Origin of the sequence: Lysobacter sp. Root604 (assembly GCF_001427505.1) — a bacterium.
Lineage (GTDB): Bacteria > Pseudomonadota > Gammaproteobacteria > Xanthomonadales > Xanthomonadaceae > Lysobacter.
In genome coordinates, this window is record NZ_LMGS01000010.1 from 347022 (window position 1) to 360129 (window position 13108).

At 66.5% G+C, this 13108-nt stretch carries 13 protein-coding genes; 6 read left to right on the plus strand and 7 right to left on the minus strand.

The features are described 5' to 3' along the window. Positions 1–16: 16 nt before the first annotated feature. The 3 genes from ASD69_RS16715 to ASD69_RS16725 all read right to left on the minus strand — a co-directional run bounded on the left by ASD69_RS16715 (position 17) and on the right by ASD69_RS16725 (position 2071). Positions 17–529 carry a DUF1697 domain-containing protein gene (locus ASD69_RS16715; RefSeq protein ID WP_056180866.1) on the minus strand — a complete coding sequence of 171 codons (513 nt, stop codon included), beginning with the start codon at positions 527–529 and terminating at the stop codon, positions 17–19. 59 nt (positions 530–588) lie between these two features. Beyond that, a complete protein-coding gene (locus ASD69_RS16720) occupies positions 589–909 on the minus strand; it encodes a hypothetical protein (RefSeq protein WP_056180869.1) in 321 nt (106 codons plus the stop codon). 202 nt (positions 910–1111) lie between these two features. Next, positions 1112–2071 (minus strand): LysR family transcriptional regulator, encoded by a 960-nt coding sequence (locus tag ASD69_RS16725; protein ID WP_056180874.1) that lies wholly within the window; start codon positions 2069–2071, stop codon positions 1112–1114. Between the two features lie 146 nt (positions 2072–2217). Between ASD69_RS16725 and ASD69_RS16730 the strand changes: the two genes are divergently transcribed. From ASD69_RS16730 to ASD69_RS16745, 5 genes are all read left to right on the plus strand, one after another. Beyond that, entirely contained in the window at positions 2218–3012 is a 795-nt protein-coding gene (locus ASD69_RS16730) for an alpha/beta fold hydrolase (RefSeq protein WP_056180876.1), read from the plus strand. Positions 3013–3228: 216 nt separating this feature from the next. Next, positions 3229–5697, plus strand: a complete 2469-nt coding sequence (locus ASD69_RS16735; protein ID WP_157499245.1) for a hypothetical protein — start codon at positions 3229–3231, stop codon at positions 5695–5697. 94 nt (positions 5698–5791) lie between these two features. Continuing rightward, positions 5792–6253 carry a hypothetical protein gene (locus tag ASD69_RS16740; RefSeq protein WP_157499247.1) on the plus strand — a complete coding sequence of 154 codons (462 nt, stop codon included), beginning with the start codon at positions 5792–5794 and terminating at the stop codon, positions 6251–6253. Positions 6254–6328: 75 nt separating this feature from the next. Beyond that, a complete protein-coding gene (locus ASD69_RS22025) occupies positions 6329–6961 on the plus strand; it encodes a hypothetical protein (RefSeq protein ID WP_157499249.1) in 633 nt (210 codons plus the stop codon). Positions 6962–7018: 57 nt separating this feature from the next. Continuing rightward, positions 7019–7495: a hypothetical protein gene (locus ASD69_RS16745; protein ID WP_056180884.1), complete on the plus strand. Its 477-nt coding sequence runs from the start codon at positions 7019–7021 to the stop codon at positions 7493–7495. Positions 7496–7776: 281 nt separating this feature from the next. On the opposite strand, the gene ASD69_RS16750 is transcribed toward ASD69_RS16745, so the two are convergent. After that, positions 7777–8754 carry an alpha/beta hydrolase gene (locus tag ASD69_RS16750; protein WP_056180887.1) on the minus strand — a complete coding sequence of 326 codons (978 nt, stop codon included), beginning with the start codon at positions 8752–8754 and terminating at the stop codon, positions 7777–7779. A gap of 138 nt (positions 8755–8892) precedes the next feature. On the opposite strand from ASD69_RS16750, the gene ASD69_RS16755 reads away from it, so the two are divergent. Then, positions 8893–9786, plus strand: coding sequence for an AraC family transcriptional regulator (locus ASD69_RS16755; RefSeq protein WP_056180890.1), 894 nt, complete (start codon positions 8893–8895; stop codon positions 9784–9786). A 3-nt stretch (positions 9787–9789) separates the two neighbouring features. Here the strand turns inward: ASD69_RS16755 and ASD69_RS16760 are convergent, their stop codons facing one another. The 3 genes from ASD69_RS16760 to ASD69_RS22030 form a co-directional block, all read right to left on the minus strand. Continuing rightward, the gene (locus tag ASD69_RS16760) at positions 9790–11175 is read right to left on the minus strand and encodes an XVIPCD domain-containing protein (RefSeq protein WP_157499251.1); all 1386 of its coding nucleotides are present in this window, start codon (positions 11173–11175) and stop codon (positions 9790–9792) included. Positions 11176–11225: 50 nt separating this feature from the next. Next, entirely contained in the window at positions 11226–11636 is a 411-nt protein-coding gene (locus ASD69_RS16765) for a hypothetical protein (RefSeq protein ID WP_157499253.1), read from the minus strand. An 88-nt stretch (positions 11637–11724) separates the two neighbouring features. Then, on the minus strand, positions 11725–13095 hold the full coding sequence (locus ASD69_RS22030) for a peptidoglycan-binding domain-containing protein (RefSeq protein WP_157499255.1): 1371 nt from the start codon (positions 13093–13095) through the stop codon (positions 11725–11727). Positions 13096–13108: the final 13 nt, after the last annotated feature.

Here is a 13108-nt window from a genome sequence, read left to right on the forward strand (position 1 = left end):
ACGCCGCGTTCGAGCGTCAGTCCGCGCCTGCCATGTCGATCAACTTGGCGACGGTGTTCATGTTGCGCGCCGTGCCTATGCGCGCGGCCGGGATCACCAGCTTGGAATCGGCCATGCCGTCGCCGTAATGCACATAGATCTCGCGCTCGCCCAAGGCGATTTGCTCGTCGCGACGGTGCCGCACCGCGTCCAGCGCGTCGGCCGGTGGCGGATCGTCGAGGAAGATCGCCACCACCCGGTTGGGTGCCGCGTGTGCGTACGGATTGCCGGCCAGCACCCGCGCCAGGTCCGCCCCGGTGCGCACCACCACCCCGACCGGCTTGCCCGCGTACTCGGCCAGTCGCGCCTCCAAGGCCTGCTTGACCTGGGCCGCTTGCTTGGCGGCGCGGAACACCACATTGCCGCTGGCGATGTAGGTGCGCACGTCCTGAAATCCGGCCGCGGCGCACATCTCGCGCAGCTCGGCCATGGGCAGTTTTCCGGTGCCGCCGACGTTCACGGCACGGAGCAGGGCGATGTAGGTAGGCATGCGCGAAGCTTACGGGAACGATCGCCCGCAGGAAGGCCGGCGCGGCGTCGGACCGAACCTCAATCGCCGCCTCCTCCGTCGCCACCGCCGCAGGCATCGCCGCCGCCGAAGCAATCGCCCGAGTAGCTCCCCGTTATCGTCGCCCCGCCATCCGCGGCATGCAGGTCCGCCTGGTGCGACGACATCGAATCGCGCACTGCGCGCGTTTCGGTCGATACGAAAGCCAGGCAGATCACCGCACCGATCAAGGGCAGCAGCCATATCAAAGCCACTTGGACCAACCGCTGCCCGCCCGACAGCGTCCCGCTGCGCATCGCAGCCAAGGTGGCGATCAGATTGATCAGCACCAGAACACCGATTACCGCCGTCTGCCAATCCATCGCACACGCTCCGGATAGTCGCTAGTGTGTGCGCAGTCTTCCGGGCTTTCGAACGAGCGTCAACGTATTGCGCATGAATTTAGCGATCACCGCTGAAATTCACGAGCGCCAAATGTGGAACGATCTCTGCCGGACGGTAGTGCGGATGGGTGGAGCTATGTCTATCGGCGTAGAAAATGTGTACACGCCGCCCTCCCAGCGATTAGGCACCAGGCCGCCCCACCGTCCGCTTGGCGGAGGTTTTGGACGCAGCCACGTCGAGCGCACCGCGCAGCGCCGACGCCTGCGCCTGCAAATACGCCCACAGCCGCTGCGCAACCGGGCCCTGCGGACGATCGCGGCGCCGCGCCGCCACCAACTCCTCGACCCGGCCCGGGAAATGCCGGCCGGCGATCGACAGCAGGCGGCCGTCGCGCAGTTCTTCCTCGATCAGGAAGCGCGGCATATGCCCCCAGCCCAGGTTCTGCAGGATGATCTCCTTCTTCATCAACTGATCGCCGACCGTGCACTGCGGCGCGCCCTCGATCACGAAGTAATCGCGCGAAGGCGAATGACGCGCGGTGTCGCGCATCACGCACTGGGTGTACTCGCGCATGCGCTCGGGCGTGAGCGCGCGCGTGGGCGGCGCGGGCAGCAGCCCGGCGCCGACCACCGGCACCATCGGCACCTTGCCCAGATCCAGCCACTCCAGGCGCGGGTCGCTCTTGTCGACGCGGTGCAGGATCAGATCGGCCTCGCCATCGAACAGGCGTTCCCAAGGGCCGGTGACCGCCTCGAAATGCAGATGCAGGCGCGTGGTCGGGCACTGCGCGAAGAAACGCCCCAGCAGACCCAAGGCCTGCGGGCGCGGGCACAGATCGCCGATCACCACGTGCAGCTCGCTCTCCTCGCCCATGGCCAACTGCGCCGCGTGCGTGCGCAGGATGTCTAGCTCGCCCAGCAGCGCCTGCGCGCGCCGATGGAAAGACAGCCCGGCCTCGGTCGGGCGCACGCGATAACCGCTGCGGTCCAGCAGGCTCAGGCCCAACTGGCGCTCCAGCTTGGCGACCGCCGCGAACACGGCCGGATGCGAGCGATGCAGCTCTGCCGCCGCGGCCTGGAAACCGCCCGCGCGAACCACCGCATCGAAACATTGCAGGTCGTGCAGGGTGAATTCGGCCATGTCTGATTTTCTTACAAAGACTGTGCTTACTTTGTAATATCAAGACGAAACCCACGCAACTAGCCTGCTCTCCAAGGCCAGCGCCGCCGCCTCGTGAACCGTCCGGTTCGCGGCTGCGCCGTCGCCACCACCCGGAGAGCAAGACCATGAGCCACACCGAATACCTCGACGCCGGCGACGGCGCCCGCATCGCCTACCGCTACGACGGCGATCCCGCCCTGCCCGTGCTGGTGCTGTCCAATTCCATCGGCACCACCGTGCACATGTGGGACGCCGAAGTGCCTGCCTTGTCCCAGCGCTTCCGCGTGCTGCGCTACGACCTGCGCGGCCACGGCGGTTCCGGCGTCCCGGTCGGCGCCTACTCTCTGGACCGCCTGGGCCGCGACGTGCTGGAACTGATGGATGCGCTGGCAATCGAACGCGCGCATTTCCTCGGCTTGTCGCTGGGCGGCTACGTCGGCCAATGGCTGGGCGTGCACGCACCGGAGCGCATCGACCGGCTGATCCTGGCCAACACCTCGTCTTACCTGGGACCGGCCCCGCAATGGGACCAGCGTATCGCTGCCGTGCTGGAGGCACCGGACATGCGCGATACCGCCGAGATCTTCCTGGCCAACTGGTTCCCGCGCCACCTGCTCGACGCGAACGATCCCGTCGTCGACCGGTTCCGCACGATGCTGTTGAACACCGACCGCGAAGGCCTGGCCGGCGCCTACGCCGCCGTGCGCGACGCCGACCTGCGTCGCCCGATCGCCGTGATCCCCAACCCCACCCTGGTGATCGCCGGCCAATACGACCCAGTCACCGCAGCCAGCCATGGCGAACTGATCGCCGCGACGGTGCCGGGCGCGAAGCTGCTGACGCTGCCGGCCGTGCATCTGTCGAACGTGGAGTTTCACGACGAGTTCGTTGCGGCGGTGCTGGGGTTTCTGGCGCGCTAGGCTTATCGCGCTTTTTCGTACGCGGTGCATGGCGCCATCGCGGCAAGCGGACGCTCAACACACCTTCGAATCGTCCCCGGTGCGGATGGTGCCGCCCTGGCGCCGGCCGCGCCGACGCTTATACTCGCCCCACTTGCGGCCCACGTCTCGGAACTTCGTGGCCTGGCCTCCCCCGCCGCAACACGGATGTTTCTTGCGGATATCACTGGAGGCTGCATGTCTACGCTATTAGCCGACCCCGCCGTGGGTGCGGACGAACCCGACTGGGACGCGATCATCGACAACCCCTACCACGCCGGTCCGCTGGTGCGGGTCAGCCGCGCCGGCAACTGGTGGCTGGTGGTGGGCATGCGGCTGGGCCTGGACGACGCGCTGCATCGCGTGGCCGCGGTCAAGAGCGAGCGCGACAACGAAGACCGTCTGCTGATCTTCGCCGACACCATCACCGCGCAGCACGCGGCCGACGCGCCAATCCTGTGTCGCGAGTTCGAGCACATCGTGGTGATGGCACGGCGCCTGGAGGCCGGGGCGCAGTTGCTGCTGGAGAAACGCGGCTGGGAGATCACCTTCCGTCTGGGCTTCTACGTGGGCAGCCTGAGCCCGGCGACTCAGAAGATCAGCGTGGAGCGCTGGATGAAGTGGAACGACTCCAGCTGGGGCCAGCACGAGGTCCGTGGCAAGCGCGACCTACCCAGTCCGCTCACGCCCCGGCAGGTCGTGGTCAGTACCTATCCCCTGGACGAAACCAAACCGCTGCCGTTCACCGAAGAAGCGATCAACCTGACCGCGCTGCCGCTGCCGGCCTGCAGCGCGATGCTGGACCGCATGCTGTTCGCCGCGCAGGCGCTGGGCATGGAAGGCAAGGGCGAGCTCGCGCTGGAGCTGCTGTCGCGGATGGAAGGGCTGATGGCGCTGGTGCCGAACCAGAGCGGCTGGGACACCGTGTCGCTGGGCTGTCGCTCCACCCAGGAGCTGCTGCGCCCGGTGCGTTTCGATCCCGAACAGGTGCCGTATCTGAGCGCATCGTTCTACGGCGAGATTGCCAAGGATCACGTGCCCGCCTTGCAGGCCTACGCCGGCACCTTCGCCCGCCTCAGCGATCGCAGCTACGACCTGGACGCGCGCAAGAAAGCGGCCAAACTGGTGTTGGGCGAAAAGGACGATGCCGGTTCGTTCCAGAAGCTGGTGAGCCAGCAGTTGGCCGAGAACCTGCGCCTGGCCACCGCCAACGTCAAACGCGCGCAGGACTCGATCGAACCGCAAAGCGCCAACGTGCGTCGCGCCGAAGCCGAGTTCAAGCGCGGCATGGACGACTGGAAGGCCGCCAAGGAACGCGAGGCCGCGTTCGCGATCGTCGGCGCGGTGTTCTCGTTCGTGTCCGGCGTGGCCTCGATGTTCGGCGGCAACGCCGCCGGCGCGGCCGGCGCCGCCAAGGCAGCCGCCGACGTGGCCAGCACCGCCGCCAAGCTGGCCGAGATCATGAAGACCCTGGTCAAGGTCGGGAAGGCGATCGAGAAGGTCGTCACCATGTGCCTGGCCATCGTCGCCGCGGTCGACAAGATCGACAACGCCAAGAAATTCGCTGACGACCTGTCGGCGCTGACCCGCGAATCCCTGTCCGACGACGCCAAGGGCGCACCGTCCGCCGGCGCCTATTGGGACCAGCTGTGGGTGGAAGTCGAGACCCAACTGGCCCCGGCGATCAAGGAAGGCATCGGCGGCGCCGAGGAGTACCTGAAGGAACTCAAGATCCTGGTGATCTACGGCCGCGCCCTGACCACCGCGCAGGCCGCGCTGCCGCCGCTGGTGCAGGAAATCGCGCGCGCCAAGCTGCAGTCGGAGATCGCGCGTCGCCAGTACGACGCCGTTGCCCGCGAGATAGAGGGCCTGAAGAAGGAAGAGGTGCTGTCCGGCCAGGCCATGATCGTGCTGTGGGGCAACTACCGCGCCGTGCAGCGCTCGATGCTGGTCGCCTTGGGCCAGTTCGACGCGGCTTACCGCTACTGGGCGCTGAGCGATCCCCTGCCGCCGCGCGACAACCACCGCGGCATCGCCGACCTGGCCGGCGATCTGGTCGCCATCGCCGATCTGAAAAAGATGCAGGCGCGCGCCTTGGACAGCTTCCGCCCAATACCGCAGCCCTACACCCGCAACAAGTACGCCTTGCCCACCAGCGCGCGCGAGGCCTTGCTCGGCGGCCAGCGCGTGGAACTGCGCTTCACCCCCAGCCGCGGTCCGCTGTCGACCTGGGGCCGCGTCAGCCGCGTGCGCGTCGGTGAAATCTTCGTCTGGGTGGAATGGGTCGAAGGACAACGCCCCAGCAAGGGCGAGATCGAATTCACCGTGCGTACCAGCGGCGCCTACGACGACCGCAAGCTGGTCGCCGGCCAGGTCCAGGACTTCCACTTCCACGGCGCGCCGGTCAACCTGACCTTCCGTTACGACCTGGCCAACGTCCCCACCGATCCCGCCCTCGACTGCATCCGCGTACGCGCCGCCATCGCCGAGGAATTCCGCACCTCGTATCCCGAACCGACGCTATACACCGATTGGATCCTGTCCTCGCCGAAGGTGGAAGCGGGCGACACCGAGACGCTGGACCTGGGCAAGCTGAAGACGGCGATCGCGAATATCCGTCTGGAGTTTTCGGGGACGTATATCAAAGACCCGGACAAGGTGTTTTGAGCGCGACTTTGGCCCATCTATGAAGCCGGTCAAGCCGGCTTCCCATCCCCACTCCATGTAACGTGAGCTCGCAGACCAAACGCAGTAGGCGCGAATGACGAATCCATACCAACCTCCCGCGCATACCCCGCCTCCGCCAGTTGGAGACGCATTCAGGTGGCGGCGCACGATCGCCTGGGCTCTTCTGATCTATGCAGCAGCGATGGTCGTGGGCTTCCTGAGTGGATTGACCATGGGGCGGTGGGATCTCTACGGCGCGACCATTGAGGAAGCCATTGAGCGTGCGCGCCTTGTTCGTCGCATCGCCTACGGCTTGGTGGGCGCTTGCCTCTATTGGCGGTTCGCTGCAGCCATTTCCGGTCGGCGCGCGCTTCACGTTGCCGCTGTCTTCCTGCTGGTGCAGTTGATAGACATCGGGGTTTCGGTGCTCATCTTCGGGGATTCGATCCAAGAGTGGTTCGACCTATGGGGACTAGGCCGCAGCCTCCTTGCTGCAACTGCTGGCCTTGCTATTGCTGGCATCAGGTCAAAACCTTTGGCCTCGCCGGCACATTGATTTCGCCACCGTGTACCGCTCTTGCCTGAGGCCGCATGACGGTAAAAGATGCTCTAGAGCGAGACAGGAGGTCACATGCTTCAAGACATCATCAAAGCGGGCGGAACATCGTTTCTCATCTTTGGCGTGGTGTTCGCTATTGGGCTGTATGCGGTGCGCGGACTACACGGCTTGCAAGGCCGCAGAGGCCAGCACCGGCGGGAGTTTCTGGAGCTTTGGGCGGATGGCCGCCCACGCGATGCGTTATGGCTGCAAGTGGCCGTACGCCACGCGTATGGAACACATTTGCCTGCCCCAGTGATCCGCTTGGGCCTGACGCGGCCCGACAGCAGCCAAGCACTGGTTGACCTGTCGGAATTGTGGGATCTGTTTCACTACGACAGCGATACGCAAACGGTGCGCTGGTTTCATCGACATCATGCGACACTGAGGAGGCGAAAGCTTGCGCTGGCCCTGGTAGTCATAGGCTACTTCAGCTTTGCTTTGACTGCGGTGGTTACCGCTTACGTAACAGCCCACTACGGCCCCAGCACAGCGTTTGGATGGATCTACGGATTCTTCACTGCCATCGCAGCCTGGGTCGCCTTTTCTTGCCTAATTCGCATGGAAACGCTCACGGTGGCGGTTCGAGTAGGTGATGCCTGGATCAAGCGCATCAACCGGGCGTCGCGGCGGGCGCGCAAACGCCGCCTGACAGCGCCAACCTAGCGCCCGCAATGACGCCCTCACACCATACGCACGCTGATAGGAAATTTCATGTCACGCATGGTCCCGCTGCTGCTCTCGATCGCGCTAAGCACCACCGCATGGGCGGCGAGCCCGCCACCCGTCTCCGCGACCGCCAAGGCCATGGCCACGGCCTATGTGGACGACTTCAAGGACATGGTGCGCAGCACGCCTGATGCCAATCCCGACGAAGTCGCGTGCATCGAACGCATCCCCGCCACCGCGGTGACCGACGCGATGCAGGAAGTCATCGCGCAGTCCTTAAGCGAAGACGAGCAGGCCGAGATGGAGCGCTTCTACGCTAGCCCCGAAGGCTTGCGCCTGCTCGCGATCTACCGTCGCTGGGGCGACAAGAGAAATCCGGCCAGCGATGCCGAGCTGGAGGAAGTTCTGCCTATCATCAGGTCTCCGGTACAGACCAAGTTGTTCGATGCGACCTCCTTCCAGAGCCTGGGCTCCATACAGGCCATGAACGCGATCGCCCCGCTGCTGGAGCGCTGCTCGGCGTCGCGCTAGCCGCGTCATCCCGTTGGCGACGCTTCCTGTGGGAGCGGCGTAAGCCGCGATAGCGCAACTTCGGACACTGGACGGTCGCGACTTACGTCGCTCCTACCCCAAAACGATGAGTCGTGCTTGCGGGCTGTGGGGTAGGAGCGGCGTGAGCCGCGACCGTAGTCCAGTGCTCTGGCCGGGCTGCGCAGTTCTGCGTAGTTGCGCCATCGCGGCTTACGCCGCTCCCACAGAGAGCTATCGTCTGGCGATCGAGATTTGCGCCAGGAGCGATGCTACGAAAGGCGTCACACACCCCACAACCTCCGCGACTCCTCCGCGATCACCTCCGGAAACTCCTCCTGAAAGAACAGCTTCGCGCGCGGAACGCGGCGGATGCCTTGGGAGTTCGAGAAAGTGCGGTCCAGATACTCCGCGTCGCCCTGATCGAAGATGTCGTCCGCAGCGCCCCACACGATGCGCACAGGAACCCGGCTGCGCTTGAGCTGCGCTTCGATGCCCGCCAACGGATTCGGCGTCAGGGCCAGATGGAAGGCGTGGTACTGCGCGCGCCGCAGCGGCGTGCTGACCAGCGGGGTGACGTAGTACTCGATGGTCTCGTCGGCGAAACCGCTGGGGTCGGCGAACACGGCGGCACCGAACGTAGCCCGGGCCTTGGGCTTGTCGGTCAGCCATTCGGCGGTGGCGTCGGCCAGGGTGCCGGCGCGGGCCATGTCGAGTACCGGTTGGATCTTGGGCGGCGGGCTGTCGGGTTCCACGTCGCAATTGGTCAGCAGCAGGCTGCGCACGCGCTTGGGATGGCGCAGCAGAAACAGCTGAGCCACCGCACCGCCGCTGTCGCTGGCGACGATGTCGACCTGATCCACGCGCAACGAGTCCAACAGCGCGGCCAGCATGGCGGCCTGATCGCCGGCGGCCAGCGATTGAGCGGCCGGCACCTCCGAGTAACCCAGCCCCATGAAGTCGGGCGCGATGCAGCGCCGGTACGGGGACAGGTGATCGATGGCACCTCGCCATTGGAACCCGTTGAGCGGAGCGCCATGCAGGAACAAGGCGGCACGGCCGTGCCCGCGTTCGAGGTAGGCGATCCTACCGAACGGCAACGCGGCGTAGCGACGGGTGGCCCGATAAGCGGCGGCGTCCAGGGGCGCCTCGGCGCCGGCATGGGCAGCGCGGCGGCGGGCCGAGGCCAGCGGCAGGTAACTGCCGGCGACGCCGGCGGCCAGGCTGGCGGCGGCGAAGGTAATGAATTGGCGGCGATGCATGAAGGCGGTCCTGTGCGGGGAGACCGGCCCATGCTGGCGAACGCGCGGCGCGCGGGCGCGCACAAACGGACGACGACGGGCACGCAGGGATGATTTTCGGCACTGTCGGCCGCCGCCGCGCGGGCCGAGGATCGGGCCATGAGCGACCGCCCCGCCTGCTATCCCCCGCCGCCGTCGCGGTCGCCGTTGGGCACCGCTGCTGATCGCGCGCCGCTGCTGGATGTGCTGACTTCGCCAGTGCCGCAGGGCGTATTCGACTCGCCGGTGGATGGGCGCCACGTGCTGTGCCTGCACCTGGGCGAACCGGTGCCGGTGTCCTACCGCATGGACGGCCACCAGCGCCAAGGCGTGCGCCTGCACGGGCAGTACTGCGTGGTGCCGGCCGGCGCGAGCACGCGCTGGGTGGTGTCGCGGGCGGCGCGCTCGCTGCTGCTGCGCCTCACACCCTCGCTGCTGGGCGACACCTCGCAAGCGATGGGTCTGGGCAGCGGCGGCGCGCTGCTGGCGCCGGCGATCCACGTGCGCGATCCGCAGGTCGAACGCATCGGCTGGATGATGCAGGCCGAAGATCACGACGCGTACCCGGGCGGGCGCTTGTTCGCCGACAGCCTGGCCTCGGCGCTGGCGACGCGGTTGCTGACCTTGCAATCGCGCCGCTCGCCGGTCGCCGACACCAAAGGCCGCGCCCTACCGGGCTGGCGCCTGCGGCGGGTCCAGGACTACGTGGAAGCCCACCTGGACGAACCCTTGTCGCTGCTGGAACTGGCCGCGGTGGCGGGCTACAGCGCCTCGCATTTCAAGGCGCTGTTCAAACAGGCCACGGGCGTGCCGGTGCACCGCTACGTGCTGCAGCGCCGGGTCGAACGCGCGCGCCTGTTGTTGCTGCAAGGCGAGCAACGCATCGGCGATATCGCGTTGGCGACGGGCTTCTCGCACGCCAGCCATATGGCCCGCTGCCTACAACGCCTACTGGGAACCAGCCCTTCGCAATTGATGCGCGATGCGGCCGTTGCGGATCGCGTCGCGCACTAGCCCCTACGCGCTGCGCCCACGCGACTGCGCCTGCGTGTCGGGCGATGGCGCGGACGGGTTGGCTTCATTGAGGCGATTGAGCTGCGCGAGCGAATCCGCGACCGGCGTACGCACCGCATCGTCGGTGCGCATGCTGGCCAATTGACGACCGGGGTTCTGCAAGTCGCCCTGCACCACGATCATGTTCTGACCGGCCGCCACGCCGTTTGCGTTGGCGGAGCTGAGCACGATGTGATTGATCTCGGTCAGGCCCTGCTTGCGCGCCAGGCACGCCGCGCTGGCTGCCATGCAGGCGCTGTTGCCGTCGTACTCGCGACCCAGGCTGGCGTCGAGGCGGCGGGTGGCGGCCTCGGCCTGCGGCAGCAGCGGATCGTTGCTGCCCAATGGACCGGACGCAGGACCGCGGTTGCCGGGCGGCGGCGCGGGCTGCGCGCCCTGCGGCGCGGCGGGCTGCGTGCCGGGCGCAGGCGCGGTGGGTGCGGGCGCATCCTGGCTCTGAGTGGGCGGCACCAGCCGCTGCAGCGTGGCCGGGTCGAGATTGCCGGTGGCCGGCAGGCCCTGCGCGTTCTGGTAGTTGATCACCGCCGCCTGCATGGACAGCCGGTACACGCCGTCCTCGGCCAACGGCTGCCCATCGGCGCCGCGGATGCCCGCCGCGTTGAGGTTGCGCGCCGCGGCGCGCACGCGATCGTCGGTTTCGCCGATGCGGATGATGCCGTCGTCCACCACCGGCCGCGCCTCGATGCCCTGCCCGCGCCGCGGCGGATCCAGCGCCAAGCGTCCGCTGCCGAGGTCGTCGACGTAGTTGTCGAATTGCTGGTGGTAGCGCGTGTCCACTTCCATATGCACGTGGATCGGCACCGTGGCGACATTGCTCTGCGTGCCCAGCGCCTGGCCGTACTGGATGGTGTCGCCCTCGGTCACCGCGATGTTGCTCATGTGGCGCACGCGCGCGATCACCTCGCCGCCTTCGCGGTCGTAGATGTCGACCAGGCCTTCGCTCGGACTGACCCGGCCCACGTAGCCGGCCAGCGGCGAAGGTACATCGACGCTGCGCGAGCCCGGTCCCGTGGCCAGGCGCGGGTCTTCGAGAATGAAATCGCGCTTCTCCAGCACCTGGTTCTCGGTCAGGCCGTAATCGCGGCGCGCGGTGCGCACTTCGATCTCCTGGATCTCGCCATCGATCACGCCGTGCCGGCGCCCGGCCTGTCCGCCGGCGACCACGCCATTGACCACGCGCGCATCCGCATTACCGCCCGGGTGATGGGTGACCAGACTTTCGTAATCGGTGACCGGAATATTGGCGCTGCGGCCCTTCTGGATCACGCGATAAGGCCTGGGGTCGGCCGGAGCGGCGGCTTGCGGGTCTTGCTCGTTCTCGTTGGCCATGGCGGCGATTCCTTTCGTGGTCGCGACGAACGCGATGGGCCATGCCGCGCTCAGCGGCAGCGGTAATAGGTGTTGGATTGCTTATGGTTGACCACGGTCAGCTCGCCGTTGTCCTCGCCGCTGAGCAGCAGGACCTCTTCCAGCCGGATCGAGTCTTCGTTGATATGCAACTGCGAAACGATCTTCCAGGCCTGTGGCGTCTTGGAGATCTGCACCACGCTGACCGGCTCGCGCCAATCCTCGTAGGCGCTGAGCTTGCGCGGGGCGATCTGGAAGCGCGAATCGCTGTCGGCGGCATCGGGACCCTTGCAGGCCTCTGGGCTGTCGCCCATCCAAGTGCCTTGCAGCACCGCCGGGTAGATGGCGGCGGGCGGTTTGCCCTTGGCGGGCGAGGCGGTGCAGGCGATGCACAACAGGCCCGCCGCTGCGGCCGCGATCACGTAGCTCACTCTGGATTCCATGCAGCGTCCCTTGCATTCCGGTGGTGTCAGGATACGCCGGGTCGTTGGACCGTTCCACGGGCCTCTCGTGAAAGCCACCTTCCAGTCCTCATGACAACCGCATCGACGGCCGAACCTCAGTCTGGACGGCGTCAGGGCTGGGCTGCGCGGGCTGACTCGCTTCATAGAGCCGGTTGAGCTGGGCAATCGAATTTGCTGCGGGCGTGCTCACCGCATCCGAGGTCTTCATGCTGGCCAGGTGGTGCGCGGGGTCGCGTAGCTCGCCCTGCACCACGATGATGTTCTCGCCACGCGCGACGTTGCCGTGGGCTTCGCTCAGGACAATGTGGTCGATACCGGTAAGGCCCTGCCTGCGCGCCAGGCAAGCCGCGCTGGCGGCCATGCAGGCGCTGCTGCCGTCGTACTCGCGGCCCAGGCTGGCATCGAGACGGCGGGTCGCGGCTTCGGCTTGTGGCAACAAGGGGTCGGCGCTGACGGGCCGGCCGGAAGCGCCGCCGTAGCGATCGGCCCGCGGATCAAGCGGCCGCGTATCGCGTTCGGGGTCGGTGGGATTCACTTGTGGAGGCAAGATCAATGGTGCCAGCCGTTGCATGGTGACCTGATCGAGATTGCCGGTAACGGGCAAGCCTTGTGCATTCTGATAGTTGATCACCGCCGCCTGCATGGGAAAGCGGTAAACCCCATCCTCTACCAGCGCCTGCCCGTTCGCATCGCGGTAGCCCTCGGCATTCAGCCGTTGCTGGGCGATGCGCGCCAGCTCGGACGATTCGCCGATGCGGATCACGCCGTCGTCGATGACTTCACGCGCTTCGATGCCTTGGCCGCGCCGCGTCGGATCGATCGATAGGCGGCCGTCCGACAGGTCTTGGACGTAGTTCTCGTACTGCTGGTGGTAGCGGGTATCGACTTCCATGTGGACGTGAATCCTTTCAGTCGCCTGGTTGCTCTGCGTACCCAGCGCCTGCCCGTACTGAATGATGTCACCCTCGTTGACGGCGATGTCGCGCATGTGGCGGATCCTTGCTATGACCTCACCGCCTTCGCGGTCATAGATATCGACAAGGCCCTCGGCGTCGCTGCGCCGGCCGACATAGCCCTCCAGGGGCGATGGCACGTCTACATCTCGGACGCCTCTCGCACCACTGGCCAGCCGTGAATCTTCGAGTATGAAATCCTTCTTCAACAGCACCTGATCGCGCGCCAAACCGCGAGGGTTCTGCGGTGTCCAAACTTCAATCTGTTCTATTTCGGAATCGATCAGGGCGTGCGGCCGAGGCCGCTCCCCGTTTACGACCACACCATTTACGACTTCGGCCCGACGGCTAGCTGCGGGATGATGCGTGACGAGGCTATCGAAGTCCGTAACCGGGATGTTCGCCGTCATTCCCTTTTGTATGACGCGATAGTGCGGTTGGGGCTGGGGGGCGCCCTCAACGTCGGATCGTTGTTCATCGGTCACAGCATCGACTCCT

Excerpts from the sequence above, each read along its gene's own strand:
- ASD69_RS16715 (WP_056180866.1), bottom strand. The coding sequence starts at position 529 with ATGCCTACCTACATCGCCCTGCTCCGTGCCGTGAACGTCGGCGGCACC.
- ASD69_RS16720 (WP_056180869.1), bottom strand. The coding sequence starts at position 909 with ATGGATTGGCAGACGGCGGTAATCGGTGTTCTGGTGCTGATCAATCTG.
- ASD69_RS16725 (WP_056180874.1), bottom strand. The coding sequence starts at position 2,071 with ATGGCCGAATTCACCCTGCACGACCTGCAATGTTTCGATGCGGTGGTT.
- ASD69_RS16730 (WP_056180876.1), top strand. The coding sequence starts at position 2,218 with ATGAGCCACACCGAATACCTCGACGCCGGCGACGGCGCCCGCATCGCC.
- ASD69_RS16735 (WP_157499245.1), top strand. The coding sequence starts at position 3,229 with ATGTCTACGCTATTAGCCGACCCCGCCGTGGGTGCGGACGAACCCGAC.
- ASD69_RS16740 (WP_157499247.1), top strand. The coding sequence starts at position 5,792 with ATGACGAATCCATACCAACCTCCCGCGCATACCCCGCCTCCGCCAGTT.
- ASD69_RS22025 (WP_157499249.1), top strand. The coding sequence starts at position 6,329 with ATGCTTCAAGACATCATCAAAGCGGGCGGAACATCGTTTCTCATCTTT.
- ASD69_RS16745 (WP_056180884.1), top strand. The coding sequence starts at position 7,019 with ATGGTCCCGCTGCTGCTCTCGATCGCGCTAAGCACCACCGCATGGGCG.
- ASD69_RS16750 (WP_056180887.1), bottom strand. The coding sequence starts at position 8,754 with ATGCATCGCCGCCAATTCATTACCTTCGCCGCCGCCAGCCTGGCCGCC.
- ASD69_RS16755 (WP_056180890.1), top strand. The coding sequence starts at position 8,893 with ATGAGCGACCGCCCCGCCTGCTATCCCCCGCCGCCGTCGCGGTCGCCG.
- ASD69_RS16760 (WP_157499251.1), bottom strand. The coding sequence starts at position 11,175 with ATGGCCAACGAGAACGAGCAAGACCCGCAAGCCGCCGCTCCGGCCGAC.
- ASD69_RS16765 (WP_157499253.1), bottom strand. The coding sequence starts at position 11,636 with ATGGAATCCAGAGTGAGCTACGTGATCGCGGCCGCAGCGGCGGGCCTG.